The organism is Pseudomonas sp. NFIX10 (genome assembly GCF_900111955.1).
Taxonomy (GTDB): Bacteria; Pseudomonadota; Gammaproteobacteria; order Pseudomonadales; family Pseudomonadaceae; genus Aquipseudomonas; species Aquipseudomonas fluorescens_AA.
On record NZ_FOKH01000008.1, the window covers coordinates 68,398 to 94,465 of the forward strand.

The 26,068-nt window shown below is 60.9% G+C and carries 22 protein-coding genes and 1 pseudogene; 18 read left to right on the forward strand and 5 right to left on the reverse strand.

Features of this window, described 5'->3' with window-relative positions; translation table 11 throughout:
• Positions 1–94: 94 nt before the first annotated feature.
• From BM321_RS09645 to BM321_RS09690, 9 genes are all read left to right on the forward strand, one after another.
• Positions 95–754, forward strand: a complete 660-nt coding sequence (locus BM321_RS09645; RefSeq protein WP_092442334.1) for a dimethylsulfonioproprionate lyase family protein — start codon at positions 95–97, stop codon at positions 752–754.
• A gap of 14 nt (positions 755–768) precedes the next feature.
• A complete protein-coding gene (locus BM321_RS09650) occupies positions 769–1,635 on the forward strand; it encodes a DMT family transporter (protein WP_092442335.1) in 867 nt (288 codons plus the stop codon).
• A 477-nt stretch (positions 1,636–2,112) separates the two neighbouring features.
• Complete coding sequence (locus BM321_RS09660; RefSeq protein WP_092442337.1) at positions 2,113–3,057, forward strand: fatty acid desaturase; 945 nt, start codon at positions 2,113–2,115, stop codon at positions 3,055–3,057.
• Between the two features lie 30 nt (positions 3,058–3,087).
• Positions 3,088–4,119 (forward strand): ABC transporter ATP-binding protein, encoded by a 1,032-nt coding sequence (locus BM321_RS09665; RefSeq protein WP_092442338.1) that lies wholly within the window; start codon positions 3,088–3,090, stop codon positions 4,117–4,119.
• Entirely contained in the window at positions 4,116–4,745 is a 630-nt protein-coding gene (locus BM321_RS09670; protein WP_092326770.1) for an ABC transporter permease, read from the forward strand. The genes BM321_RS09665 and BM321_RS09670 overlap by 4 nt, the downstream gene beginning before the upstream one ends.
• Complete coding sequence (locus BM321_RS09675) at positions 4,745–5,428, forward strand: ABC transporter permease (protein ID WP_092442339.1); 684 nt, start codon at positions 4,745–4,747, stop codon at positions 5,426–5,428. The genes BM321_RS09670 and BM321_RS09675 overlap by 1 nt, the downstream gene beginning before the upstream one ends.
• A gap of 49 nt (positions 5,429–5,477) precedes the next feature.
• A complete protein-coding gene (locus BM321_RS09680; protein WP_092442340.1) occupies positions 5,478–6,383 on the forward strand; it encodes an ABC transporter substrate-binding protein in 906 nt (301 codons plus the stop codon).
• A gap of 36 nt (positions 6,384–6,419) precedes the next feature.
• Positions 6,420–7,748, forward strand: coding sequence for an LLM class flavin-dependent oxidoreductase (locus tag BM321_RS09685; RefSeq protein WP_092442341.1), 1,329 nt, complete (start codon positions 6,420–6,422; stop codon positions 7,746–7,748).
• Between the two features lie 35 nt (positions 7,749–7,783).
• Positions 7,784–8,566 carry a phosphate/phosphite/phosphonate ABC transporter substrate-binding protein gene (locus BM321_RS09690; protein WP_092442342.1) on the forward strand — a complete coding sequence of 261 codons (783 nt, stop codon included), beginning with the start codon at positions 7,784–7,786 and terminating at the stop codon, positions 8,564–8,566.
• A gap of 36 nt (positions 8,567–8,602) precedes the next feature.
• Here BM321_RS09690 and BM321_RS31245 read toward each other — a convergent pair whose 3' ends face one another.
• The gene (locus tag BM321_RS31245) at positions 8,603–9,457 is read right to left on the reverse strand and encodes a methyl-accepting chemotaxis protein (protein WP_371856615.1); all 855 of its coding nucleotides are present in this window, start codon (positions 9,455–9,457) and stop codon (positions 8,603–8,605) included.
• A 6-nt stretch (positions 9,458–9,463) separates the two neighbouring features.
• Positions 9,464–10,546 (reverse strand): annotated as a pseudogene (locus BM321_RS31250) (cache domain-containing protein); the annotation flags it as partial.
• Between the two features lie 293 nt (positions 10,547–10,839).
• On the opposite strand from BM321_RS31250, the gene BM321_RS09700 reads away from it, so the two are divergent.
• Complete coding sequence (locus BM321_RS09700) at positions 10,840–11,883, forward strand: GlxA family transcriptional regulator (RefSeq protein WP_092253902.1); 1,044 nt, start codon at positions 10,840–10,842, stop codon at positions 11,881–11,883.
• A 27-nt stretch (positions 11,884–11,910) separates the two neighbouring features.
• Here BM321_RS09700 and BM321_RS09705 read toward each other — a convergent pair whose 3' ends face one another.
• Positions 11,911–13,113 (reverse strand): YbfB/YjiJ family MFS transporter, encoded by a 1,203-nt coding sequence (locus tag BM321_RS09705; protein WP_092442344.1) that lies wholly within the window; start codon positions 13,111–13,113, stop codon positions 11,911–11,913.
• Between the two features lie 111 nt (positions 13,114–13,224).
• On the opposite strand from BM321_RS09705, the gene BM321_RS09710 reads away from it, so the two are divergent.
• Positions 13,225–14,100, forward strand: a complete 876-nt coding sequence (locus BM321_RS09710; protein WP_092442345.1) for a LysR family transcriptional regulator — start codon at positions 13,225–13,227, stop codon at positions 14,098–14,100.
• Positions 14,101–14,291: 191 nt separating this feature from the next.
• Here the strand turns inward: BM321_RS09710 and BM321_RS09715 are convergent, their stop codons facing one another.
• The gene (locus tag BM321_RS09715) at positions 14,292–15,014 is read right to left on the reverse strand and encodes a pirin family protein (RefSeq protein WP_092442346.1); all 723 of its coding nucleotides are present in this window, start codon (positions 15,012–15,014) and stop codon (positions 14,292–14,294) included.
• Between the two features lie 310 nt (positions 15,015–15,324).
• On the opposite strand from BM321_RS09715, the gene BM321_RS09720 reads away from it, so the two are divergent.
• Both BM321_RS09720 and BM321_RS09725 read left to right on the forward strand, forming a co-directional pair.
• Positions 15,325–16,275, forward strand: a complete 951-nt coding sequence (locus BM321_RS09720) for a GlxA family transcriptional regulator (RefSeq protein ID WP_092442347.1) — start codon at positions 15,325–15,327, stop codon at positions 16,273–16,275.
• Between the two features lie 183 nt (positions 16,276–16,458).
• Entirely contained in the window at positions 16,459–17,949 is a 1,491-nt protein-coding gene (locus tag BM321_RS09725; protein ID WP_092442348.1) for an ATP-binding protein, read from the forward strand.
• On the opposite strand, the gene BM321_RS09730 is transcribed toward BM321_RS09725, so the two are convergent.
• Complete coding sequence (locus tag BM321_RS09730; protein WP_092442349.1) at positions 17,896–20,700, reverse strand: ATP-binding protein; 2,805 nt, start codon at positions 20,698–20,700, stop codon at positions 17,896–17,898. The genes BM321_RS09725 and BM321_RS09730 overlap by 54 nt on opposite strands.
• 360 nt (positions 20,701–21,060) lie before the next feature.
• Between BM321_RS09730 and BM321_RS09735 the strand changes: the two genes are divergently transcribed.
• The 5 genes from BM321_RS09735 to BM321_RS09755 all read left to right on the forward strand — a co-directional run bounded on the left by BM321_RS09735 (position 21,061) and on the right by BM321_RS09755 (position 26,033).
• Complete coding sequence (locus tag BM321_RS09735) at positions 21,061–21,882, forward strand: alpha/beta fold hydrolase (protein ID WP_092442350.1); 822 nt, start codon at positions 21,061–21,063, stop codon at positions 21,880–21,882.
• Between the two features lie 180 nt (positions 21,883–22,062).
• Positions 22,063–23,010 (forward strand): LysR family transcriptional regulator, encoded by a 948-nt coding sequence (locus tag BM321_RS09740; RefSeq protein WP_060741535.1) that lies wholly within the window; start codon positions 22,063–22,065, stop codon positions 23,008–23,010.
• The gene (locus BM321_RS09745; protein WP_092326749.1) at positions 23,007–23,420 is read left to right on the forward strand and encodes a DoxX family protein; all 414 of its coding nucleotides are present in this window, start codon (positions 23,007–23,009) and stop codon (positions 23,418–23,420) included. Before BM321_RS09740 ends, BM321_RS09745 begins: the two co-directional genes overlap by 4 nt.
• Positions 23,413–24,045 carry an antibiotic biosynthesis monooxygenase gene (locus tag BM321_RS09750; protein ID WP_092442351.1) on the forward strand — a complete coding sequence of 211 codons (633 nt, stop codon included), beginning with the start codon at positions 23,413–23,415 and terminating at the stop codon, positions 24,043–24,045. The genes BM321_RS09745 and BM321_RS09750 overlap by 8 nt, the downstream gene beginning before the upstream one ends.
• 149 nt (positions 24,046–24,194) lie before the next feature.
• Positions 24,195–26,033, forward strand: coding sequence for an amidohydrolase (locus BM321_RS09755; RefSeq protein ID WP_024617381.1), 1,839 nt, complete (start codon positions 24,195–24,197; stop codon positions 26,031–26,033).
• The last annotated feature ends 35 nt before the right edge of the window (positions 26,034–26,068 follow it).

Below are 26,068 nucleotides of genomic sequence, written 5' to 3' on the forward strand. Positions count from 1 at the left end.
GTTCGGGCTACCCTTGGGACATGCCGGGACCGGCCTCCAGTACCGCTGGGATACGTTGAGCAGCCTGTCATCTTCTTCTGCGTCTGACTCAGGAATGGGGTTGAAAACGATGATCACCCGCTGCGAGCCTTTGTCGTTGGATCCGTCTGTCGCCCGCAGCGCGCAGAGGCTCCGGCGATCGCTGCATGAAATCCTCTCGAACCATTTGGGAGACGGTACATCCGCGACGACACAGGCCTGTGCCGCCGCCCTGGGCCCGACCGAGTGGACCCTCAAGAAGCCGCCGGCAACACCCCGCACGTTACCGGCAGTCCTGGCGCCCTATTTGGCCCAGGCATTCGACGCTGCGCCAAGCGTCCCCGAACACCTGGCAGGGGTATTGGAGGCGTTGAAGGCGCTGGTGCCCCATGTTCCCTGGATCCATCGTCAGGCCCAGGCCGGCCAGGACGATCGGTTCGTGGAGCGGCATCGCCATGGCATGGTCACCGGTCCAGGGGGATTGTTCGACTGTCCTGGCATGACCCTGGGGTTGGCCCTCATGGCGCCTGAAACCTGTTATCCGTTCCACCAGCATCCTCCGGCTGAGTTCTATCTGGTGTTGTCCCCAGGCGACTGGTATCGCGAGAACGCAGGCTGGTGGACGCCCGGGGCAGGGGGCATTGTCATAAACCCTCCGTCCTGCACCCATGCGATGAGATCAACCCAAGTGCCACTCCTGGCGCTGTGGGGATTGCTCCATGAGCCCTGCGCTTGAGCCGGCCACGGGCGATGCACGCCGTGGGTGATGCCCCACGGCCTCACCTTGGAATCCTCTTGTGCCTGCTTTCCATGCTGCTCTTTGCAAGCCAGGACGGGATCACCAAAGTGTTGGTCAAGGACCTTCCCGTCGCCCAGCTTGTCATGGTGCGTTACTGGGTATTCCTGGCCTTCGCTGTCGGCTATAGCCTTTATCGCGGCCACCTGGGAGCGGCGTGTCGAAGCCATCATCCTGTCTTGCAGGTCATTCGTGCCTTGCTGGGGGTGGGAGAAAGCGCGTTGTTCGGATTGGGGCTGCGTTACCTTGGCATGGCTGAGATGCACGCCCTGTATGCGGTGTTTCCGCTGATGACCCTGGCCTTGGCAGGTGCGTTCCTGGGTGAGTTCATCGGCGTCCGCCGCTGGATCGCTGCGGCCATAGGGTTCTTGGGGACGCTGGTGATCCTCCGTCCGGGAACCGGCGTCTTCGAGTTGGCGGCGCTGATTCCGCTGTTGTCTGCCCTGGGATTCGCGGTCTTCAGTGTGCTGACACGTCGGATCAGCCGGGATGATTCATTCGCCACGAACATGCTCTACATGGGCTTTTTCGGCGCCCTGGCCATCACGTTCTCTGGCTTGCCAGGGTGGGTTTCGCCGAACCCGACACAGTGGGGCCTGATCGCCGTGCTGTCGACGATCGGCATGGTGGCGCAGTTGCTACTCCTCCAGGCGCTCAAGTACGCAACGGCAGGTACGCTTCAACCGTTCAACTACACGCTGTTGGTGTTTGCCACATTCATCGGCCTGTTCGTCTTCGGCGAACTGCCCGACCCATGGACTGTCGTGGGGGCGTGCATGGTGATTGCCGGTGGGCTGTATGCGATCAAGGCGAAAGGGTAGGGAATCTGTTTAATTTTATTCGATTCGGGAATAAGCATAATAGAATATATTCCTTGATCGAATTAGTTGGCATGCTAAGTTGACGCTACCGGACCGCCGGATATGTTCAATCCTACTCTATGGTACGACTATGTCCGGCGCCCGAATCTTCCAAATCAGCCTTGAGGCTCTGTCGCATGACGGGGCCCATGCAGTGATTTCTCAGTCCGGCACTCTACGCATGAGTTCTTGTGCCGCCATTGCCGTTCCATTCGTGACCGGCAAACCTCTCCCCTGTCAGGCCAACAGTGAGGCCTGCAGTGCAATCAGCGAAGGCTTGGCATTTCTGCTCTACGCCATGTGACGCACCGCTGTCGGCATTTCCATACCGTAACGTCAGTCAGTCAGTCATCTCCAGGTATACCCCGGTCCCGGGTGGTAGCTTGAAGTGTGAGTGAGTGGGCGTCTGTTCAGCGCAGCCTATCGCGACTTACCACCATGCCCAATTATTTGGATGAAGCTCATCGAGCCGAAATCGTTAAGCTCAGCAGGACCTTGACCAGCCAGACCGAGTGGCCCACCTGGCTTTTACTGGTCGGCTTTTATCTGGCCTGGGCTCTTATCGTTTTTCATGGGCAGGCACTTGGCCAACTCATCAGCATTGTCCTGTTGGTTCCACTGGTCGTGCTCTGGATGTCGATTCAACATGAGCTTATTCACGGTCACCCAACGCGTTGGCCTGCCATAAATAAAGCCCTGGGGTTTCTGCCGTTTGCCGTGTGGTATCCCTACGACATCTACCGGGACACGCATCTCGCCCATCACAACGATGAAGTGCTGACTGTGCCCGGACAAGATCCGGAAAGTCGTTATGTCACCAGCCGTTCCTGGGTGCAATCACCCCGTTATATGAAGACCTTGTTGTGGGTGAATAAGACCTTGGGCGGGCGCTTGATCATCGGCGCGCCGTTGGCGTTGATGACCCTTGTAAGTACCGCGCTCGGTGGGTTGTTGCATTCAGAACGAAGCAGTTGGCGGATGTGGCTCATTCATCTCTTGAGCGTTGGGGTGTTGCTGGGATTGGTTGAACAATACAGCGCCATCAGCGCTGTGCAGTACGTATTTTTAGTTTCGCTGCCGGCCTTGTCCATTTCAATGATCAGGTCGTTTTACGAGCATCGGCCGTCAACGCTGCCAGAACACCGCACGGTGATCAATGAATCCTCAGGGCTTTTGAGTTGGCTCTTTCTTAACCTCAATCTTCACTTGGTTCATCACGATCTTCCCGGTTTGCCCTGGTTTTACTTGCCCCAGGTGTACAGAGCCAGGCGTGAACAATGGATCGCGCGAAACAATGGCTATGTCATTCATGGCTACTTCCAGTTATTGCAGAGACATCTGATCAATCCCGTGGATTGTCCTCGCCATCCTGCCAGGCACTGAAAATACTCAAGCTAATCTGGGCGTCGGAAAATGATACGTTTTGAAGCCATCAAGAAAACTCATAAAGGCAGCCCGCGAATGGCCGTGAGCGATTTAACGCTTCATGTCCGGGAGGGGGAGATCTGCGTATTTGTCGGGCCAAGTGGGTGTGGCAAAACGACCATTTTGCGAATGATCAATAGATTGGACACCCAGGACAGTGGTCGCATCTGTGTCAATGGGGTGGCGACCGATGAGCTCGACGTCGTGACGCTTCGCCGTGGCATCGGTTTCATGATGCAAAGCTCAGCCTTATTTCCTCATCAAACCGTCGCGGAAAATATTGGCGCTGTTCCGCGGCTCTTGGGTTGGAGCAAGCACAGGATCCGCCAGCGCGTGAGCGAACTCATTTCCCTGGTCGGACTTCAGCCGGAATTTCTGGACAGGTACCCTAATCAACTGTCGGGCGGGCAGCAAAGTCGTGTTGCCTTGGCGAGGGCATTGGCCTCGGACCCACCGGTCGTATTGATGGACGAACCCTTTGCCGCGCTTGATCCGGTGATCCGCGAGCGACTGCAGGACGAACTGGTTGCGCTGCAGAGGCGTTTGCATAAAACCATCATCCTGGTGACCCATGACATGGAAGAGGCCATCAAGATTGGTGATCGGATTGCCATCTTCGAGGGCGAAGGAAAGCTGGCTCAGTTCGATACACCTCACAATATCCTTGCCCATCCTGCCAGCGAGTTTGTGAAGAACTTCATCGGCAAGGATCCGCTGTTAAAAAGACTGTCGCTGATGAAGGTTTCTGATCTTCCTGTGGATGAAGTCAATTGCGAATTCAAACTTCTGCTGGACGATAAGTCCAATCCGCTGAAGTGGGTCAGTGAATCGGACTTGCCTGTTCCTGAACTTACCACGGTGTCGAATAATGACTCGTTGCATCACGCACTGGTTAAAATGCTAACGGCTCCGTTCGGTGTGGTTGTTCGAGTGGACGAGGCGGGCGGTTACGAAGGTTGCCTGTCGATTACCAGCTTTCACAGCGCACTCAATGAGCGCCGCTTTGGAAGTGCACAATGATTGACTGGTCCTGGATCGTTGAAAACTGGCAGCAGATTGGCCAGCTTTTATTTGATCATATTCAACTGGTGACCTTGGGCCTGTGTATAGGCATGTTGTTGGCGGGCGCAATGGTGCTTTTGACGTTGTGGAAGCCAGGATTGGCGCAGCCCATGATTTACGTCAGCGGAATACTTTTTACCATTCCGTCCCTGGCACTGTTCATTTTGATAATGCCCTTTACCGGTTTGTCCAAGACGACGGCGGTGATCGGTTTGAGCCTGTATGCCTTGCTTATCGTGTTACAGAACACTTTGGCGGGCCTTGCGAGTAACCCCCCGGACGTGCTGGAAGAAGCCCGTGCGCTAGGGTACACGCGTATGCAGAGATTCCTGGGAGTTGAACTTCCCCTGGCGCTGCCTTCGTTATTGGCAGGGCTGCGAACGACCGCGGTGACATTGGTCGGGCTGGTGACGGTTACTGCGTTAATTGGTCAAGGTGGATTGGGGCAGTTGTTCATTACCGGGTTGGCTCAAAGTTTCACTACGCCTGTGGCGGTCAGTTTGGTCCTGACGGTGATGTTGGCGTTATGTTTTGATTTTCTGTTTTATTCAATCAATAAATGGCTGGTCCCTTGGGTGCGCTAATGGACAGGATTGCAGATGTCTATCTCTGGTTTTCTCTTCCTGAAAACTGGTTGGGCGAAGACGGGATACTGACTCGACTGGCGGAGCATATTTATTATGTGTCTTTGAGCCTGGCTATTGCTTGTGCAATAGCGTTGCCGCTCGGCGTACTCATGGCCAACTACCGCAAAGGCGCGCAGGTGGCGATCGGGCTGTTCAATATTGGGCGAGCATTGCCTTCCCTGGGTATTGTGATACTCGCAATCATGGTCATTGGCTATGAAACCAGTACCGTGATTATCGCCTTGGTCACCATGAGCATCCCGCCGATATTGACCAATACCTATGTTGGCATCGATCAGGTGGATTCGTCTTTGAAACATGCTGCCAAATCGATGGGGATGCGCAGATGGCAGATGTTTATCCAGCTGGAATTACCGTTGGCTTTTCCGCTGATCTTTTCTGGATTTCGATCAGCCCTGGTGCAACTTATTGCCACGGCCACCATCGCTGCCTATGCAGGGTTCGGCGGGTTGGGCAGGTTTCTCATTGATGGGCTGGGTCGAAATGACACCCCTCAAATCATTGGCGGCGCACTGGTGGTGTCGGCACTTGCGATTGTCAGCGAGTGGGTTTGTTCAATGATCGAAACACTCATGGTTCGAAAATGGCGAGTGGGGAATGTTGAACTGAGCGCTCCATGAGCATGGGCATTTGAAAGTGCGTATTAATTCTGCAGAGGTGCAAATCCAAATGAAAAACAAACAACGTTCGAAGACTCGTTCAGCGCACTCGGTTTCATTGTTGCTGGGGTTAGGCTTGCTGGTGGGCAGCGCATTTGCCAGTGCCCAGTCCATCACTATAGGCGGGGCCAATTTTTCCGAGCAGACGATTCTCGCGAATATCTATGCGTCAGCTTTGAAGAATGAAGGGATTGACGTCAAGACCCGGCTCAATCTCGGGAACCGCCAGATCATCGCCAAGGCGCTGGAAAACGGGGATATCGACGTTGTACCCGAGTACATAGGATCACTGTTGAGTTTCTATGACGACAAGAGCGCCCTGACCAGCCAAAAGGAGATCGTCAGCGCCTTGCAACAGAAGTTGCCGGCGGGCCTCCAGTTGCTTGAGCCTTCGGCCGCGGGCTCTATTACCGCTTGGGCCGTCACCCGGAAAACCGCAGAAAAGTACAACCTGCACACCTTGTCCGACCTGGCGCGCGTCTCAGGTGAACTCACGCTGGGTGGGCCTCCCGAAGTCACCACTGCCGCCTTAGGCCTGCCCGGGTTGAAGGCGGTCTACGGCATCAACTTCAAGAGCGTCAAATCGCTGGACATGGGCGGGCCCTTGTCGCGGCTGGCGCTGAACTCAGGCGCGATCGACGTCGCCACGGTGGTTTCCACGCAAGGCATCCTGGCAAAAGAACCTTGGGTTGTGCTCAAGGATGACAAGCACCAACAGCCCCTGCAAAACATTACGCCACTGGGACGCAAGGCGTTGCTAACCCCAGCAGTCACCCAAGTGCTCAACGAGGTCTCTGCCAAACTGACCGATGACGACCTCAAGCAACTCAATCGCCTGGTTGATATCGATCACAAGGATCCGGCAAAAGTCGCGGCGCAGTGGGTCGCTGAAAATACCGTCAAGGCGGCCAACTGAACATGAATGCGATGTGGGTAAGGTCGCGGAGGCGTTATGTCCAATAAAAGCATGATTTTGAATTTGTTCTTTTTTAATCCACAAGGGGATCATCGTTTTTCCTGGCGCCACCCGCTGTCGCCGACCAAGGAAATATTGACCCTGGGTTACTACGTAAAACTGGTGCAGGCGGCCGAGGCGGCGAAGTTCGATGCGGTGTTTGTCGCGGATCACGTCGCGGTCTGGGACTCCGTCGCCAGTGGGTTGAGGCACTATGCCAACGCCCGCCTCGAACCGATTACGCTCTTGTCCGCATTGGCGGCTGTCACCGAACACATCGGGCTGATGGGCACCGCTTCAACGTCCTATAACGAGCCCTTCAACATTGCGCGATATTTTGCTTCGCTGGACTACCTCAGCGCAGGGCGAGCCAGCTGGAATATCGTGACCTCCTGGTTGGAAGAGGAGGCTTCGAATTTCGGACTGTCAGGCGTGACGAAACACGGCGATCGTTATCGGCGGGCCGAGGAGTTCATTCATGTCGTCAAGCAACTTTGGGACTCCTGGGAGGAGGGGGCGCTTGAGTTTGACAAGGACAGCGGCGATTTTGCCGACCCGTCTAAAATTCACCCGATCCATCACAAAGGCGCACATTTCAACGTGCGAGGGCCGCTTAACGTGCCGCGTCCACCGCAAGGACATCCGGTCCTTGCCCAGGCGGGGTCTTCTGAAGCGGGCAAGGATCTGGCCGCCGCCCATGCGGACGTGCATTTCTGTTTCATCGATACGGTCGAAGAGGGGCTGGCGTACAGGGCCGATTTGAATCGCCGTCTCGAGTTGAAGGGCCGGCATTCCAGTGATCTGAAAATCATTACCGGGGTGCTTCCGGTGGTTCTGGAGAATGAGACCGAGGAGGCGCGACGTCGGCAACTGGAGGACAGCCTCATTATTGATGCCGTGGCGATTGATCTGGTCTCCAGCTACACCCGTCTTGATCTGACGGGGCTGTCGCCGGACAGCCCGCTACCTGCATTGCCGGATGAGTCTGAGTTCGATGGCATTCGAACCGAGCTGGCCCTGCTCAAGAAGTACGACACGACCTTGTCCATTCGTGAAATAGGGCGTCGGTTGGTCAAGAGCGCCAGTACCTGGCTGCTGATCGGAACGGCGGAGCATATTGCCGATAAGCTTTCAGCGTTGTACGAGTCGAATGCCGTCGATGGCTACAACCTCATGTTTCCGTTTTTGCCCACTGACTTCGAAGCATTCACCCGTGGCGTGGTGCCTTTGCTGCAAGCCAGAGGGGTTTTCCGCAAGGAATATGAACCCGGGACCCTGAGGGATCGCTTGGGTTTGAAGACGCCTGCCAACCGCTTCCTGCTGTGATCAGCGTCACTCACAATCCTCTGGATGGCTTTCATATGACCAGCGATCTATCCATGTACCTCGCCCCCGCCAGGGTTTTACAGGCACAGGACGCCTGGCTCCAGCGCATCCTGGAAATTCTGGGTGAGCGCCACGAGCGAAAGCCGATCGTCGATCCCGTGTCCCATTGGCTTTCCCCTGATCTGTTGTTATCCCAGACCTGCGGTTATCCATTCGTCACGTCACTGCGGGGGAAGGTGAGGCTGATAGGGCGTCCGAGCTATGAGCTTGCCCATGGCTCGGGGGGTGACCATTGCAGTTTGCTGCTGTGTAGAGCTGATTCGCCCGTGACTGATCTGGCGGATTTGCAGGGCAGCCATGGGCTGATCAACGCCCGGGATTCCAACTCTGGAATGAATTTATTGCGCCACACGTTGGCGGGGATCGGCGACCGTGGTTTTTTCTCGAAACTCACCTTCACCGGATCCCACAGGGAGAGCATGCGAAGACTGAAAAAGGGCGAGGGCGATTTGGCTTCCATCGACAGCGTCACCTACGACTATCTGGCGAGAGACCACAGTGAGGAGATCGACGGCCTCAGGGTCCTGGCGCGAAGTGTGCGCAGTCCCTGCCTGCCTTACATAACGTCGATTCGTCGAACGGCGCCGCAGGCAGAGTCTATCCGGCGCGCAATGAACGAAGCCTTGAGCCAGCTTCCCGAGATTTCCCGTGACTTGGCGATCAGGGAGGTCCTGCCGGCCAGTGAGGCTGATTATGAGTGTCTTTTGGAGTATGAGCGCAGTGCGGTCAATCGCGGCTTTTCATTCGTATCATCCTGAGCGGCGAGCCGTCCCTGGCTCGCCACCTCGAACACGCTAGAACCTGAAGCGCCCAACCAAGCCCTTGAGCTGCCCGGAAATATCCGTCAAACGCCCCGAGCCGGTCTGTGCCGAGTGAGCGAACTCCTCGACCAACTGGGCATCGGCATGAATCTGCGCGATGTGCCGGTTGATGTCTTCGGCCACCTGGTGCTGCTCCTCTGCCGCCGTGGCGATCTGGGTGTTCTGGTCGCGAATCGAGTCCACCGAATTGCGGATCTTGTCGAAGCTGTCACGGGCCTGTTGAATGCGCTCGACGCTGGTGTGCGACACCTGCAGGCTGCTTTGCATCTGCTGGGTGACTTCCTGGGTGCGCCGGGCGAGGTTGCCCAGCAGGCTGTCGATCTCGCCGGTGGAGTCGGCGGTGCGCCGTGCCAGGGCCCGCACCTCGTCGGCCACCACGGCGAACCCACGACCTTGATCGCCAGCCCGTGCGGCTTCGATCGCGGCGTTGAGGGCCAACAGGTTGGTCTGTTCGGCAATCGAGCGAATGGTGTCGAGGATGGTGTTGATGTTCTTGCTGTCCTGCTCCAACGCCTGCATGGTCTGGGTCGATTTTTGCAGGTCTTCGCTCAGTTTCAGCACGCTGCCGGTGGCTTCGCCGATGTGATGCTGGCCGTCGTGCACATCGCGGTAGCCTTCGTCCGCACTGGAGGCGGCCTGGCTGCAAGAACGGGCCACTTCGTTGGCGGTGGCAACCATTTCGTTGAACGCGGTGCTCACCAATTCCACGGCCTGGCGCTGGCGCCCGGCGGCATCGTTCATGTTCTGGGCCACATGGCTGGTATCGGCCGCGGCGGTTTGCAGGTCGGAAGAGGCGCTGCCGATGCGTTGCATCAGTTGCGCGATCATGCCCAGGAACTGGTTGAACCAGCCCGCCAGGGTGGCCGTTTCGTCCTTGCCTTGCACGATGAGTTTGCGGGTGAGGTCGCCTTCACCTTCGGCGATTTCCTGCAGGCCATTGGCAACGCCGCGAATCGGCCGCACGATCACGCTGGCGAAACTGGCGCCCACCACGGCGAAGACCACGGCCAGCGCGGCGGCGATGGCGGCGATCAGCCAAGTCAGGCTCGCGGCCTCGGCCATCACTTCATCGCGCTTGATCAGGCCGATGAAACGCCAGCCCAACCCTTTGGAGCTGACCACGTTGGCCATGTAGGGCACGCCGTCGATCTCGATCTGAGTCACGCCATCGCTGCTTTTGGCCAGCTCGGCATAGTTGGGGCCAAGGTCGGCCAGCGGCTTGAAGTTGTGCTTGGCATCGGCGGCGTCCACCAGGACGTTGCCGTTGGCTTCCACCAGCATCAGGTAGCCGCTGTCGCCCAGCTTGATGTTCTTGACCAGTTCGGTGAGCTGCTTGAGCGACACGTCCAGGCCTACCACCCCCACCAGTTTGCCGGCGGCGTCTGAAACCGTATGTACGATGCCGATCAATGAGACATCATCTGGCGCCCAATAATAGGCATCCGTACGTACGGTGGTACCCGGCGCGGCGATGGCGGCCTTGTACCATGGGCGCACCCGCGGGTCGTAGTTGGATATCTTGGGATCGTCAGGCCAACTGGCATAGCCGCCGTCGGCCAGGCCCAGGGAAAGATAGGCGGTGGTCGGGTGGCTCTTGGCGAATCTGTCGAAGATCTCCAAAAGCTGTTTGTTGATCTCGGGGAGAGGAATTTGTGCGGCGTCGGCACCGGAGTAGTTTTTCAGATCCTTGGCTGCGACGATCCGTGGATCCTTGGCGAAGAATTCGACGTTCTGGCTGATGCCATCGAAGAACTGTTTCATGCCGTTGTCGATCTGGCGGATTTCACGGCCGCTGCTATCCAGGAAGTTGGCCTTCGCGGCGTCGCGCAGGTTCATTACGACAAGCACCGCCACCAGGATAACCGGGAGGCAGGCGATGGCCGCGAACGCCCATGTCAGCTTCTGTTTGATATTCATGACTTCTCCCGCGGAATTTTTTAAGTGTTGGAACGGCAGAAACAGCAGTGATTGGCGTTGCGAGTCTCTGGAAGGGAAAAGCGCCTATGCCTACTGCCAGTGTATCGACCAAAGTCGTAGGCACTTGAGGCTTGCCATTTTTGGCGCGGGACGATCGGTGGAGGGCGTAGGCGCGATTGCAGCTGACTTGACTAGCCTGGAAGATAACGTGGTTTGCTTTGCGCCTTCGCCCTGCGGCTCGGGCACTTACGTGCAGTAAATCCTCATTGTCTTTAATGTATTAACGAGGCCCTATGCCAAGCGCATTCGAGAGCGTACTCAAAAACAAGAACATGGCTTATCGACCGCTCGGAGCGGCGCCCGCCAGCCAGGCACCGATCCGTGTCGCGTTTGTCTTGATGGACAACTTCTCGATGATGTCCTTCACCGGTGCGGTGGACGCGCTGGTGACCGCCAACCTGATGAGCGACATGCCCCTCTACGAGGTACTGACGGTGGGGGTTTCAGGTGGGCAGGTGACGAGCGACCTGGGCATTGTCATCTCGACGGATGTCGAACTGGCGCAGATGCCGGAAAACCAGGACGTGCTGATTGTCGCCGGGGGCTTTCGCGTGAAGTTGCAAGGCCATCCCTTGCTGCGCCGCAAGCTGCGCGCCAATGCGGCGTCCGGGGCGATCCTGGGTGGCTTGTGGAACGGTGTTTTTTTCGTCGCCGATGCCAATCTGTTGGATGGTTTCGAATGTGCTGTCCACCCGGAAAGCCGTGCCATGATGGTGGAGGTGTTTCCCCATGTGAAGGTGTCCAGCCGGGCCTATGTGGTGGATCGGGAGCGGGTCAGTTGCGCGGGCGCCAACAGTTCGCTGCGCATGATGCTCCAATTGATTCGCCAGACGGGCGGAGCGGCGCTGGTGGGGGCCATCGAGGAAATTCTGCGTTGTGATGAGTCCGGCGACGATGCGACGGACTTGCCACCGGTTTTCGTCGAGACCGACCCGACGCTGCCGGAAAGTCTCAAGTTGGCGTTGGAGCTGATGTGGCAGAACGTAGAGGAGCCCTTGACCATCGATGAGCTGGCGGCGTGCGTGAAGATTTCCAAGCGCCAGTTGGAGCGACGGTTCTGCAGTTTTCTCGGCGCGACCCCAACGCGTTATTACCTGGAGCTGCGCCTGACACGTGCTCGCCAGCTCATTCAGCAAACCAATCGGTCCGTGACCGAAATCGCCGTGGCGACAGGCTTTGTCAGCTCCCCGCACTTCCAGCGTCGTTTCCGGGATTTCTTTGGTGTGCCGCCTGGCAGTTACCGTTCGAAATCGGAGCGCAAGCAAGCCTTGCGCTGACGTTTTTCGTCTGAGCTGCATCGATAATCACGGTTTCAGGATTTTCGAGCTTTTTTCTGCGCCGAAAGGGAAATCGAGCATCAATGCAAAAAGAATCGCCCCGGCGGAGATCAGGAAAAGCAATCCGTGGTGTCCGCCACTGGCATTGAACAGGGCCGAGTAGGCAAACCCGGCCAGTGCCTGGAAGGTGGCGAACGAAACAGTGGCCCGGCTCCAGGCCAGTTGTTGACGATGATGGTCCGGGAGCAGTTCATGCACTCGGGCCAGGGCCAAGGGCACGATGCCCGGCGGAAACGAACCGATGATCACGGCTAACAGCGCCAGTGCCATGAAGGTGTGTGAAACCGCCAGCAAGCCGAGAGCAATCGCTTGCACGGCCAGGACCAGTCGGATGCTCTTGCGCGCGCCGAGGTGATCGGCGAGAAAACCATAGCTCACCGGCCCGATGATCGCCCCAAGGCCATACATTACCCAGACCATTGCCCCGACATGTGCCCCGGCCCCGAGGCCACGCGCCACGTAGTCGACCAAAAAGACCATCGCAGGCACGAGCCCCGCGGCCATGAACGCATACTGGGCGAACAATTGGAAAACCACAGGGGGCATGGGCTCGTCGGGCGCAGCGCTGGCTGTTACCTGCATCGTGTCCCGGGGCCAGCCAAACCAGCTCAACCCGGTCAATGCCAGCGACAGGGCGCCAAGCCCCAGCCAGGTGGCCGGCAGGCCCAGGCTCAACAGCGGCGGCACAATCGTGCCTGAACCGGCGATGCCAAGGCCGATGCCAAGGAAAATCGCGCCACTGGCCAAGCCTTTGCGTGCCGCCGGTACATGGGGCAATACAGTCGCCGCCACCAGCACCATGATCGCGCCGCCGGCGATCCCCGACAGTAGTCGCCAGGCGAAATACCAGGTCACCGACACCGGGAAGGCACAGGCGAAAAATGCGCCGGTCACGACGATCATCATCAGCCGCAACGCGTTCCGGTTGGTCAGTCGGTGGGCCATGGGACGGCCGAGCAGGGCGCCGATCAGGTAACCGACCAGGTTCGCCGCCCCCAGGTAGACCACGTCGTTGGCGGAAAACCAACGGGCCTCGATCAATGCCGGAATCAGTGGCGTATAGGCGAAACGCGCCAGGCCGATGCTGACGAGGCTGGCGCAGAGGCCGGCGAAAATGGGCAGCCAGATGCTTGTGGGAGGTGATTCGAGCGTAGCGGATGAGGAAGACATGACGGCGTTTCCTGTGAAAGGTTTATAGCCTCCAGCATATCGGCTATCGTCGCTGCGTTTGCGCAGCGATTTAGCGTCAGAGTGATGCATATGTGCATCGGAGGAGGGCGAGTGAATTGGGATGATGCACGGGTGTTTCTGGCCGTCTGCCGAGCGTCGACCTTGCGCGGTGCCGCGCGGGTATTGGGGGTGGATCAGGCGACTGTGGGGCGGCGCGTTACGGCGTTGGAGAAGTCCTTGGATGCCGCGTTGTTCCTGCGTACTTCAGACGGTTACGCACTGACGGCCGTCGGCGAGGCTGCGCTCAAGGCGGTGGAGAAGATGGAGCATTCGGCGCTTGAGTTGGAGCGCCGGATTCAGGGCCTGGATGATCGCCTGCTCGGCAATGTCCGGGTCGCCACCACCGACTCATTGGCCATCGACTTCTTGATTCCGGCCATTGCCAGCCTGCATGGGCGCCATCCCGATGTGCGCGTGCAACTGGACGCGTCCACGCAGATCCTCAGCCTGGTCAAGCGCGAAGCGGACATCGCCGTGCGCAACACCCGGCCCGACAACCCTGACCTGATCGCTCGGCGAATCGCCCGTTGGCCGGTAGGATTGTTTGCGTCCCAAGCCTATGTCGAAGCCCGTGGCGTACCGTCGCCCGGCAGCGAGTTCGAGGGGCATGACTTGGTGGTTTATCAGCCGTACTGGCAGGGCAGCAAGGATTTCACCCTGGTCTCGGAGCCGATCAATCGCGGACGGATCGTGGCCAGCCTGAGTTCGAGCCTGTTGGTGCGCCGGTCGATTGCCGCAGGCCTGGGTGTCGGAGAAATTCCGCTGTACATGGGCGCGCGTGACGGGTTGCTGAGGATCTGGCCGGAGCGCACGCGTGCGCTGCCTTACGAGGTCTGGCTGGTCACCCACGCGGACCTGCGCCATACCGCACGGGTGCGGGCGGTGATCGATGAGATTGTCGAGGTGTTTGCACAGGAGAATGATTGAAGCGTCGGGGGAATGTGGAGGCTCCATTACGAAACACCCTGTAGACCCTGTGGGAGCGAGCTTGCTCGCGATGGCGTCAGGTCAGCCGATCCTCATGTGGCTGACACTCCGCCATCGCGAGCAAGCTCGCTCCCACAATGGGTGTTTCATAGCCTCCGTGACAATTTCTCCTACAGGGCCTAAAGGGTGTTTCATGGCATCTGTGGCAGTTCCTGTGGCCGCAGATCGAACACGAGCACCTCGGCATCCTGGCCATGACTCAAGGTCAGGACCTGCTCCTCGCGCACCCGCACACCATCACCTTCCTGTAATTGCACGCCATTGAGCTCGACAGCGCCTCGGGCCATATGCACGTAGGCATAGCGATCCGGGGCCAGGGTCAGGGTGGCGCTTTGTTCGCCATCGAACAGCCCGGCGTAGACCCGTGCATCCTGGCGCACCTGGAGCGAGCCGCCGGCGCCGTCCGGGGAGATGATCAATTGCAGGCGACCGCGTTTCTGCTCGCGGCTGAAGTGCTCCTGTTGATAGCGTGGCGTGGCGCCACTGACGTTGGGCACGATCCAGATTTGCAGGAAATGCACCGGCTCGTTCGCACTGTGGTTGAACTCGCTGTGGGCCACGCCGCTGCCGGCGCTCATCAACTGCACGTCACCGGGGCGAATGACCGAGCCCGTGCCCAGGGTGTCCTTGTGTTCCAGCGCCCCTTCAAGCACGTAGGAAAAGATCTCCATGTCCCGGTGGGGATGCTGGCCGAAACCCTTGGCCGCGGCGACCCGGTCGTCGTTGATGACCAGCAGGTCGGAGAAGCCCTGTTCGTTGAGGTTGCGGTAGCTGGCGAACGAGAAGGTGTGGAACGAGGTCAGCCAGCCGTGGCGGGCAATGCCGCGGTCCGAAGCTTTGCGAAGGGTCAGCATGATGATTCTCCTGATGTCTGTGGGCGGCGGCTGGGGCCGTTCGCCGGGTTCAGAAGAAGGTTAATGGTTATGCTGAAGTTCAATAAGCAGGCGGAAAACGAAAGACTGTCCGTTATTAGTGGACAATCGAGAATGCCTACCGGCGGATGCCTGGCTTCGCCATAATGCTGACGAGAAACCCTGTGGGAGCGAGCTTGCTCGCGAAGCGTCGGATCAGTTGGAATTGATGTAACTGACACACCGCTATCGCGAGCAAGCTCGCTCCCACAGGGGGCATTCATAGTTTCTGGATTTTTTGGCGTCTTTCTTGATGAAAACCGTTGCAATGGTGCTGTTCCCGGATTTTTTGCTGCTCGACATGGCCGGGCCTCTGGAAGTGTTTTCCATCGCCAATCGTTACCTCCAAGGGGACCTGCGTTATCAACTGTTGACCCTGGGGACCGAGCGCGGGCCGTTGCGAGCGTCCAACGGCGTGGCGGTGCAGGCCGATATCCATATCGACCAGGCATGGGCGGCGTATGACGTGTTGCTGGTACCGGGCGGGCCGGGGGCCTATAACGACCGGCATCCGGGGCTGCACACCTGGCTGCGGGCCGCGGCGCAACGGGCTACGCGCTACGGCTCCATCTGCACCGGTGCCTTCGTGCTCGGTGAGGCGGGCTTGCTCGACGGTTATCGCGTCACTACCCACTGGCATTACACCGAACGCCTGATACAACGTTTCCCCAAGGCCCAGGTGGAAACCGACAAGATCTTCCTGCAGGACCGCCGCCTGATCACCTCGGGCGGTGTCACCGCCGGGATCGACCTGGCCTTGTCCATCGTGGCCCAGGACCACGGCCGCAAAGTCGCGTTGGACGTGGCCAAGGTGTTGCTGGTGGTGATGAAGCGCCAGGGCGGCCAGGCACAGTTCAGCCCCTCGGTGGCGGCGGTGTCGACGCAGGAATCGGCCATTACCCGGGTGCAGAATCATGTGATGGAGCACCTGGAAGAACCCTTCACCATCGAGCGCATGGCCGCCCTGGCCTCCATGAGCGCACGGCATTTCGCCCGGGTCTTTGCCCGTGAGGTGAAGATGACGCCCATGGAGTTCCTGCAGGGCGCGCGCATCGACCGGGCGCGTCAGCTGCTGGAAACCACGGACCTGCCGCTCAAGACCGTGGCGTTTCGCAGCGGCTTCGGCAGTGTGCGGCACATGCGCTTTTTGTTCGGTGAAAAGCTCGGCCTGACCCCGGTGCAATATCGTCAGCAGTTCAGTTGAGGCGTCGTGTCCGTCCAGGGCACCGTGATGTCCGTGACGCTCCCAGTGCCAGCATTGTCCTGAGACCTGCGCCTGCCAAGATTACGGCGAGCCCTTTGAAAAGGATGCGCAGGAGCCCGGAGCAGACGTGTTCGGTGATCCGTACGCTGATGCCTGCACCGGTTATCCCGCGCTGGATCGCCCATGAACAGTTTCGTCAAACCCGATAGCGAGCCGGCGGTGGGCTTCGGTCCGTTCGCCTTCTACCGGCAGCAACGGCTGGTCACCCGTGACGGCCAGCCCCTCGCGCTGGGTGGCCGGGCCCTGGATGTTCTGCAGGTACTGGTGGAACACGCCGGCCATTACGTCAGCAAGCAAACCCTCATCGCCCACGTCTGGCCTGACAGCGTCGTGGAAGCCATCAACCTGCGGGTGCACATCGCGGCGCTGCGGCGGGCCTTCGGCGACGGGCGGGATGGTGCTCGCTATATCCTCAACCATCCGCGACAAGGCTATTGCCTGGCAATGCCCCTGGTGGTGCCAGAAGGCGTTGAGTCGCCTTTGAGTCCCAGGGCCGAGCGACACAACCTGCCCACGCGCTTGAGCCCGGTAATCGGCCGCGACAGAGTCCTGGGGCGGCTGCTGGCGCAAGTGCCCCGTCAAGCCCTGACCACCGTGAGCGGCCCGGGTGGAGTCGGCAAGACCACCGTGGTGTTGCGGGTGGCGGAGCTGCTCCTTGAGCACTTTGACGACGGGGCCTGGTTCGTTGACCTGGCGGACGTCAGCGATTCTTCACAGGTGAGGGCGCGGGTGGCCGGCACGCTGGGCCTGGCGCCCGGTTCTTTGGGCCGGGGCCTTGAGTCCCGCCGCCTGTTGCTGGTGCTCGACGGTTGCGAGCACGTGCTCGATGCCTGTCGGGAATTGGCCCAGGCACTGGCTACGACGGCGCCCGGGGTGTCGTTGTTGTGCAGCAGTCGCGAGCCCCTGGCCCTGCCGGGCGAAAAAATCGTGCCGCTGCCGGGCCTGGCCGTGGCGTCGCCCCTGGAACCCGAGCACCAGATCGTGGCGTGCCCGGCGGTGCAGTTGCTCATCGAGCGGGTGGGCGCCCGGCAACAGGGTTTCCAGCCCGTTGGCCGCGATGGGGTGATCCTGGCCCGGATCTGCCAGCGCCTGGACGGCTTGCCGCTGGCGTTGGAACTGGCGGCGGCCCAGGTCGACGCCTTGGGGCTGGCCGGGGTCCTCGAACAATTGGATTACGGCTTGTCACTCTTGAGCCTCGGGCGGCGTACGGCGGTGGCCCGGCATCGAAGCCTGGAGGCCGTGCTGGATTCGAGTGTCGAGCGTTTGAGTGCTGACGAACAAACCGTGTTTCAGCGCCTGGCGGTGTTCGAGGGGCCGTTTACGCTCAGGGCGGCGCTGGCAGTGATCAGTTGCGCTGAGCTGAGTGTCGGGCGATTGCCTTCGTTGCTATTGCGCCTGGCGAGCGTGTCATTGCTGATGGTCGAGCCGCTGGCCGATGGAGGGTGTTTTCGACTGCTGCACACCACGCGCGCCTATGCCCTGGACAAATTGCGGCGCAGTGGTCAGTGGCCCGTGTTTCATCGGCGTTATGTGCTGCAAGGCGCTTGGGGCGTGCGCCATTCAAGACCCCAACCGGCGAGTCAGCCCCTGGAGCAGCGCGCCGGCTTCCAATAGGTCGGGAGTGTTGAACCCTTCGCTGAAGCGCCGGTAGACCGGCCCGAGCAGTTCCTGCGCGGCTTGGACTTGCCCGCGGCGTTGCCACAAGCGGGCCAGGGACGTGGCGCAGCGCAATTCCCACGCCAGGGCATGATGACGACGGGCGACGGCCAGGGCGGCCAGCAGTTGCGTTTCGGCGGGGCCTTCCAAGGAGGGCTCGTTCCGCGCCAGCCAGGTCTCGGCGCCGGCCCGCAGGAGCTCCGCCGAACACCAGCCCGCGGCACCACTGCGGGCGCGTTCCAGTTGCGTCGGGCTGACAACGCCAGGGCGCAGGGTGACGGCGATGTCCTGGATCAGTCCGTTTGTCGGGCTCGTCTCCAGGGGTTGGTCGTTGAATACGCTGTCGTAATGACAGGCCCAGTCATGGAACAGCATCACCGAATGTTTCTTGGCCTGCTGCTTCAACAGGTCGAGCCTTTCCCGGGCAGTCGGATGATCGCCGGCGTAGTGGGCGATCACGCAACCGGCCAGCGCCAAGGTGTAGCAGATCGAAATGCCATGATTGATCTGCAAGGCGATCTGCAGCGCCAGGTTGGCGGTACGCTGGGCTTTCTCGGCAAAACCTTGCAGCCAGAGGATGCGCGCCAGAATCGTCAGCGCGGCCACGCTCTGGTCGTATTGCACGCCGAAGCCGTGGCTGAAGCGGCTGAGGCGGCCGCTCTGGGCCAGGCGCTGGATCACCTGTTCGGCCTCACGCCGCGCCGCGCCCTGGTCGCCGGTGAAATGCAGCGCCAGCACCCGCAGGCGTTGGGTGCTCAAGGACAGGATCGGGTCGCCCTGCAAACCGAGCCGGTCGAAATCCAGGCTGTGTGCCAGGGCCTGTGGGTAGTTGCCGCAGCTGAGGTCCACGGTCATTTGCCCGGACACGGCCCGCAGTTCGCTGGCCAGGTCCTGGCATTGCCGGGCCAGTTGCCGGGCGGTGGCGAAGGCACGGACCGTGGCCGGCGTGCCGCCCTCGGTGTGGTAGTTGAAACTGGCGTGGGCCAGCTCCAGGGCCAGGGTCAGGCGTGGGCATGGTGTGGGGCTGGCCCGCAACAATTGCAGCGCCTTGTTGACGTAGAGGCCGTGCTCCTTGAGCAGCGACAGCTCTTGCCAGAGGGGCAGGGTGCGGGCAGTCAGGCGGATCGCCACGGCGTGTGAACCCTGTGGGCCCAAGCCGCGGTCGAGCGCCGCGCGGATGTCGTCGCGATAGTCGGCGTAGCGGGCGATCCACAGTCGGGTAGGGGTGTTCTCCCAATCGTTTTCCGCTTGCCCCATGAGCGCCAGGCAGCGTTCGGCATGGCGCTCATGGCTGGCCGCCAGTTCCCCGGCTTCGGTCAGTTTTTCCAAGGCATAACGGCGGGTGGTGTCCAGCAGGCGATAGCGCACTTCTTCATCGCCGATCTCGACGTTGAGCAACGACTTGGCGACCAACTGGCTGACCGACACCAGCACCTGGTCGGGTGTGACATGCTGGCCGACGATCACCGCCGCGGCCGAGGCCAGGTTGAAACTGCCCATGAACACCGCCAGCCGCCGCAGGCAGGTCTGCTCGCAAGCCGTGAGCAGCGCGAAGCTCCAGTCCAGCGTGGCGCGCAGAGTTTGCTGGCGCGGTGCGGCGCCGGTGTCGTTGTGGAGCAGGGCGACGTTGTCTTGCAATTGCCGGTGCAGTGTTTCGAGGCTGAAGCGGCCGAGTTGTCCGGCGGCCAGCTCGATAGCCAGGGGAATCCCGTCCAGCCGCTGGCAGATGTCGACGATCAACGGCACCTCGCGGTCGGTCAGTTCGAAGTCGTCACGGCTGGCCATCGCACGTTCGGCAAACAGTTGCAGCGCCGGGTACTTCAGGGCGGGATAACCCTCGATGGGCGTTTCCCGGGGCGGGCATGCCAGGGCATCCAGGCGCTGCACGTATTCGCCTTCGGCGCGCAAGCCTTCGCGGCTGGTGGCCAGGATGTGCAGGTGAGGGGCACCGCGCAGCAAGGTTTCGCTGAGCTTGGCGATGGCATCGATCAGATGCTCGCAGTTGTCGATCACCAGCAGCAGATGCCGCTCTTTGAGCTGTCGGGCGACAGTGTCCAGCGAATCACCGTCCTGCAGCGGCAGGTCGAGCAATGCGCACAGGTTGGGGACGATCATGGCCGCATCGTTGAGCGATGCCAGGTCCAGCAGATGGGTGCCGTCACGGTAGTGGCCGATCAGCCGTTCAGCGACCCGCAGGGCGACGGTGGTCTTGCCGATGCCGCCGGTGCCGACCAGGGTAATGAAACGCTTTCGGGGCAACTGGGTCACCAGGTTTTCCACCAGGGCCTGGCGTCCGATCAGGCGCGTGCGCTGCAGCGGCAGGTTGCGCGCCAAGGACGGATGAGGAATGCGCGCCAATGGGTCGAGGGATCCGAATGACACCGGCGCGACAAAGCTGTAGCCGCGCTGCGCCACGGTGACGATGTAGCGCTGCCCGGCCTGGCCGTCCCCGAGGGCCTTGCGCAGTGCCGCGACGTGTACGCGCAGGTTGGTGTCTTCCACCACGCTCCTGGGCCAGACCCGGGCGATCAGTTGCTGCTTGCTCACCACTTCGCCTGCATGTTCGAGCAACACCAGCAGGATCTCCACGGCCCGCCGTCCCAGGCGCAACGGTTGCTCGCCCTCCAGTACCAGGCGCTGGCGCGGATGGACCCGATAAGGGCCGAAATGCACCGTCTGTTCGACGGGCAGGCTGAGGTATTGGCTCATGGTGCTCTCAATGTTCTGGGCCCGATGCCTGGGCTTTACCCGAGCATATTCCTCAGGTTTGGTTTCAAGCGCAACGGCGCGGGCTTCCCTGCCAGGCACAGATCCCTGTGGCGAGGGGATTTATCCCCGTTGGGCTGCGAAGCGGCCCCCACAACCCAAACTCCAGTCAGCCTGACACACCGATATGTCGCTTTTGGGGCTGCTGCGCAGCCCAGCGGGGATAAATCCCCTCGCCACAAAAGCAGTCTTAATCCGGGTTTTTAACACTTCAGTCCCGAAAAAATTAACAACGTTTAACTCACGCCCATGCCCCCTCTGACCAGACCATAAAGCGATCCACCCATCCCAAGGAGTCATGTCATGAGCACCTTCATCACCCGCGACGGCACCGAGATTTACTACAAGGATTGGGGCAGTGGTCAACCGGTGGTCTTCAGCCACGGCTGGCCGTTGAACTCGGACAGTTGGGAGGGGCAGATGATGTTCCTGGCGTCCAACGGGTATCGGGTGATCGCCCATGACCGCCGTGGACACGGGCGTTCCAGCCAGCCCTGGGACGGCAACGACATGGACACCTACGCCGATGACCTGGCCGAGCTGATCGAACGCCTGGACTTGAAGAACGCGGTGCTGCTCGGCTTCTCCACTGGCGGTGGGGAAGTGGCGCGCTACATCGGTCGCCATGGTGCCGCCCGGGTCGCCAAGCTCGGCCTGATCTCGGCGGTGACGCCGCTGATGGTCAGGACCGCGGCCAATCCTGGCGGCTTGCCCATCGAAGTCTTCGACGGTTTCCGCCAGGCCTCCCTGGCCGATCGTTCTCAGCTATACAAAGATGTGGCCAGCGCGTTTTTCGGCGCCAACCGGCCGGGCGCCAAAGTCTCCCAAGGCATGATCGACTGGTTCTGGATGCAGGGCATGCTCGCCGGCCACAAGAACACCTACGACTGCATCAAGGCGTTCTCGGAGACCGATCTTTCCGAAGACCTGCGCAACATCGACGTGCCGACCCTGGTGGTCCATGGCGATGACGACCAGATGGTCCCCATCGAGACCGCCGGCATCGCCGCCGCCAAGTTGCTGAAGAACTCGCAGTTGCTGGTGTACCCGGGCGCGCCCCATGGCCTGACCGATACCCACAAGGATCGGCTGAACGCGGACCTGCTGGCGTTTATCCAGGGCTGAGGGGGGGGCGGGGCTTGCCCTGGTGCTATGAGGCAAGCACAGCGTTCATGTGGGAGCGGGCTTGCTCGCGAAAGCGGTGTGTCAGTCGACGAAGATGTTGAATGTCGGTGCGCCTTCGCGAGCAAGCCCGCTCCCACAGGGACTCCACCAACCCTTGGCATTCAACAGGACCAAAAACCGATGAACCGCAACGATTTACGCCGTCTCGACATGAACCTGCTGGTGATCTTCGAGGCGCTGATGTTCGAGAAAAACCTGACCCGCGTCGCCGAAAAGCTGTTCATGGGCCAGCCGGCGGTGAGCGCGGCGCTGGGGCGGCTGCGGGATCTGTTCGATGACCCGTTGCTGATCCGTCACGGTCGTGGCATGGAACCGACCCCGCGAGCCCTGGCGATCCTGCGAGAGCTGCAACCGGCCATGGACACCATCTCCGGCGCGGTCAGCCGGGCCAAGGCGTTCGACCCGTCCACCAGTTGCGATGTGTTTCGCATCGGGCTGTCCGACGATGCTGAGTTCGGCCTGTTTCCGCCATTGCTGAGCCAACTGCGCGAAGAGGCGCCGGGGATCATCGTGGTGGTGCGCCGGGCCAATTTCCTGCTGATGTCATCGCTGCTGGCCAGCGGTGAAATCAGCGTCGGCGTGAGCTACACCACCGATCTGCCGGCCAATGCCAAACGTAAGAAACTGCGGGACATTCCTTGCAAGGTCTTGCGTGGCGACAAGCGCCCGGGGCCGCTGACCCTGGACGAGTACTGCTCGCGGCCCCACGCCATGGTTTCGTTTTCGGGCGACTTGAGCGGCAACATCGACCTGGACCTGGCCCGCATCGGCCGGACCCGCAAAGTGGTGCTGGCGGTGCCGCAATTCAGCGGGCTGCGAGCCTTGCTGGCGGGTACCGAGCTGATCGCCACCGTGCCTGACTATGCCGCCTGCGCGCTGGTGGAAGGCTGCGCGCTGCGTGCCGAGGACCCGCCATTCGAGATCAATGCGGCTGAACTGTCGATGGTCTGGAGCGGCGTGCATGACAACGACCCGGCCGAGCGCTGGCTGCGCTCGCGCATTGCCAGCCACATGTCCCAACCATTGCCGGCCGCTGCCTCGGCCGCTCCGGACGGAGCCCACCGATGAACATGACCGATGAGCGCCCGTGGCAGGACCTGGGTTTGTTGTTCCTGCGCCTGAGCGGCGGGTTGTTCCTGCTGTGGGTCCATGGGCTGCCGAAGCTGTTGCACTACAGCGTCGAGCTGACCCGCATCGAAGACCCCTTTCACCTGGGGGCGGCGCCAACCCTGATCCTGGCGATTTTCGCCGAGGTGCTGTGTCCGCTGCTGATCATGGCCGGTGTGCTGGTGCGCCTGGCGTGCTTGCCCATCCTGTTTCTGCTGGCGGTGGCGCTGCTGGTGGTGCATCCGCAATGGAGCCTGGAAGAAGGGCAGTTCGGTTGGTTGCTGTTGATCATATTTACCAGCGTATTGATCGCCGGGCCCGGGCGCCTGGCGCTGAACGCGCGTTTTGTTGGAGTGCTTCGCCATGTCTGAATCTCAAACCATCGACTCTCCTGGGAGCCCGGCCAAACCCGGCCTCGATGAAATCGTGACCCTGGTGGTCAAGCACCGGATCAAGGCCGGCCAGGACGCGGCCTACGAGGCCTGGCTGCGCCGCATCGTGGGCCTGGCCGGTCAGTGGCCCGGCCACCTGGGCGTGGATGTGGTGCGGGGCAAGCAGGGCGGGTTGTCGCTGTTCACCTGCGTGCTGCGTTTTTGCTCCACCGAGACCATGCAACGCTGGCTGGACTCCCCCGAACGCCGTGAGCTGGTCGCGCAAGCCACTCCCATGCTGGCCGACGGCGACCAGACCGAAGTCGGGTCGCACAAGGAATTCTGGTTCGCCCCGCTGGCCGACGCCGCCATGCCGCCGCCGCGCTGGAAACAGGCCGTGGTGACGCTGCTGGTGATCCTGCCCCACACGCTGCTGGTGCCGCTGATCTGGGGGCCGGTGCTGCAACTCGATGCCTTCCTTTCCAACTACGTGGTGGCCACGTTCCTGATCACCCTGACCATCGTGCTCTCGGTGGTCTACGTGTGCATGCCTTTGGCGACACGCCTGTTCGCGCCTTGGCTGCAACCCAGGACCCATGAGCACCTGGAGCCCGAGCATCGCTGAGCGGTTATGACAAACATAGTTGTGGCGAGGGAGCTTGCTCCCGCTGGGCTGCGAAGCGGCCCCTGGCTTTTTGCGGCTGCTACGCAGCCGAGCGGGAGCAAGCTCCCTCGCCACGGACCGTATTCACTCTTATCGTCAAAGGTAACCCTATGAACGCCGATCTGATTCTATTCAACGGTCAATTCCATACCGTCGACCGCGAGAAACCTCGGGCCAGCGCAGTCGCCATCAGCCAGGGCCGCTTCGTCGCGGTAGGCACCGATGCCGAGGCCATGGCCCTGCGGGGCAGCGGCACCCAGGTCATCGACCTCAAGGGCCGTACCGTTATCCCCGGCCTCAACGACTCGCACTTGCACCTGATCCGTGGCGGTCTGAACTACAACCTGGAACTGCGCTGGGAAGGCGTGCCGTCCCTGGCCGATGCCTTGCGCATGCTCAAGGACCAGGCCGACCGCACGCCAACGCCACAATGGGTGCGCGTGGTGGGCGGCTGGAACGAATTCCAGTTCGCCGAAAAGCGCATGCCGACCCTGGAAGAACTCAACCAGGCGGCCCCCGATACGCCGGTATTCGTGTTGCACCTGTATGACCGCGCCTTGCTCAACCGCGCCGCGCTGCGGGTCGCCGGCTACACCCGTGACACGCCGAACCCGCCGGGTGGCGAGATCGTGCGTGACAGCAAGGGCGAGCCCACCGGCATGCTGGTGGCGCGGCCCAACGCGATGATCCTTTACTCGACGCTGGCGAAAGGGCCGAAGCTGCCGCTGGAATACCAGGTCAACTCCACTCGCCAGTTCATGCGGGAACTCAATCGCCTGGGCCTGACCAGCGCCATCGATGCCGGCGGCGGTTTCCAGAACTACCCGGACGACTACGCGGTGATCGAGCAGTTGGCCCGCGAGCAGCAGTTGACGGTGCGCATCGCCTACAACCTGTTCACACAGAAGCCCAAGGAAGAACTCAGCGACTTCAAGAACTGGACCGGCAGCGTCAAGCTGCACCAGGGCGACGATTTCCTGCGGCACAACGGCGCCGGGGAAATGCTGGTGTTCTCGGCGGCGGATTTCGAGGACTTCCTGGAGCCGCGTCCGGACCTGCCGCCGGGCATGGAGCAGGACCTGGAACCGGTGGTCCGGCACCTGGTGGAGCAACGCTGGCCATTCCGCTTGCACGCCACGTATGACGAGTCCATCAGCCGCATGCTCGATGTGTTCGAGAAGGTCAACCGCGATATTCCGTTCAACGGCCTGCCATGGTTCTTCGACCACGCCGAGACCATCACGCCGAAGAACATCGAACGTGTGCGGGCACTGGGCGGCGGCATTGCGATCCAGGATCGCATGGCCTTCCAGGGCGAATACTTCGTCGACCGCTACGGTGCCAAGGCCGCCGAAGCCACGCCGCCGATCAAGCGCATGTTGGCCGAAGGCGTACCGGTGGGCGCCGGCACCGATGCCACCCGCGTCTCCAGCTACAACCCCTGGACGTCGTTGTACTGGATGGTCAGCGGCCGCACGGTCGGCGGTCTTTCGTTGCACGAAGAGGGTCTGCCGCGCCTGACCGCGTTGGAACTGTTTACCCATGGCAGCGCCTGGTTCTCCTCGGAGCAGGGCAAGAAGGGCCAGATCAAGGTCGGCCAACTGGCGGACCTGGCGGCCCTGAGCGCTGACTTCTTCAGCGTCGAGGAAGAGGCCATCAAGTGGATCGAGTCGGTGCTGACGGTGGTCGACGGCAAGGTGGTGTACGCCGCCGGTGACTTCGAAAAACTCGGCCCGGCCAGCGTTCCGGTGCTGCCCGATTGGTCGCCGGTGGTCAAGGTGCCGGGCCATTGGCGCCCGACTTCACCGTTGCAGGCTCAGGTCCACCAGTGCAGCGGCCCGTGCACGGTGCACGCCCACAGCCATGAACGCGCACGACTGTCGAACGTCCCGGTCAGCGATTTCCAAGGCTTCTGGGGCGCGTTTGGCTGTTCCTGCTTTGCCTTTTAACTGATCCATCAAGCCCTTTGTGGGAGCGAGCTTGC

Coding starts and splice junctions, on each gene's coding strand:
- BM321_RS09645 (WP_092442334.1), top strand. CDS start 95: ATGGGGTTGAAAACGATGATCACCCGCTGCGAGCCTTTGTCGTTGGAT.
- BM321_RS09650 (WP_092442335.1), top strand. CDS start 769: ATGCACGCCGTGGGTGATGCCCCACGGCCTCACCTTGGAATCCTCTTG.
- BM321_RS09660 (WP_092442337.1), top strand. CDS start 2,113: ATGCCCAATTATTTGGATGAAGCTCATCGAGCCGAAATCGTTAAGCTC.
- BM321_RS09665 (WP_092442338.1), top strand. CDS start 3,088: ATGATACGTTTTGAAGCCATCAAGAAAACTCATAAAGGCAGCCCGCGA.
- BM321_RS09670 (WP_092326770.1), top strand. CDS start 4,116: ATGATTGACTGGTCCTGGATCGTTGAAAACTGGCAGCAGATTGGCCAG.
- BM321_RS09675 (WP_092442339.1), top strand. CDS start 4,745: ATGGACAGGATTGCAGATGTCTATCTCTGGTTTTCTCTTCCTGAAAAC.
- BM321_RS09680 (WP_092442340.1), top strand. CDS start 5,478: ATGAAAAACAAACAACGTTCGAAGACTCGTTCAGCGCACTCGGTTTCA.
- BM321_RS09685 (WP_092442341.1), top strand. CDS start 6,420: ATGTCCAATAAAAGCATGATTTTGAATTTGTTCTTTTTTAATCCACAA.
- BM321_RS09690 (WP_092442342.1), top strand. CDS start 7,784: ATGACCAGCGATCTATCCATGTACCTCGCCCCCGCCAGGGTTTTACAG.
- BM321_RS31245 (WP_371856615.1), bottom strand. CDS start 9,457: ATGATCGCGCAACTGATGCAACGCATCGGCAGCGCCTCTTCCGACCTG.
- BM321_RS09700 (WP_092253902.1), top strand. CDS start 10,840: ATGCCAAGCGCATTCGAGAGCGTACTCAAAAACAAGAACATGGCTTAT.
- BM321_RS09705 (WP_092442344.1), bottom strand. CDS start 13,113: ATGTCTTCCTCATCCGCTACGCTCGAATCACCTCCCACAAGCATCTGG.
- BM321_RS09715 (WP_092442346.1), bottom strand. CDS start 15,014: ATGCTGACCCTTCGCAAAGCTTCGGACCGCGGCATTGCCCGCCACGGC.
- BM321_RS09720 (WP_092442347.1), top strand. CDS start 15,325: ATGAAAACCGTTGCAATGGTGCTGTTCCCGGATTTTTTGCTGCTCGAC.
- BM321_RS09725 (WP_092442348.1), top strand. CDS start 16,459: ATGAACAGTTTCGTCAAACCCGATAGCGAGCCGGCGGTGGGCTTCGGT.
- BM321_RS09730 (WP_092442349.1), bottom strand. CDS start 20,700: ATGAGCCAATACCTCAGCCTGCCCGTCGAACAGACGGTGCATTTCGGC.
- BM321_RS09735 (WP_092442350.1), top strand. CDS start 21,061: ATGAGCACCTTCATCACCCGCGACGGCACCGAGATTTACTACAAGGAT.
- BM321_RS09740 (WP_060741535.1), top strand. CDS start 22,063: ATGAACCGCAACGATTTACGCCGTCTCGACATGAACCTGCTGGTGATC.
- BM321_RS09745 (WP_092326749.1), top strand. CDS start 23,007: ATGAACATGACCGATGAGCGCCCGTGGCAGGACCTGGGTTTGTTGTTC.
- BM321_RS09750 (WP_092442351.1), top strand. CDS start 23,413: ATGTCTGAATCTCAAACCATCGACTCTCCTGGGAGCCCGGCCAAACCC.
- BM321_RS09755 (WP_024617381.1), top strand. CDS start 24,195: ATGAACGCCGATCTGATTCTATTCAACGGTCAATTCCATACCGTCGAC.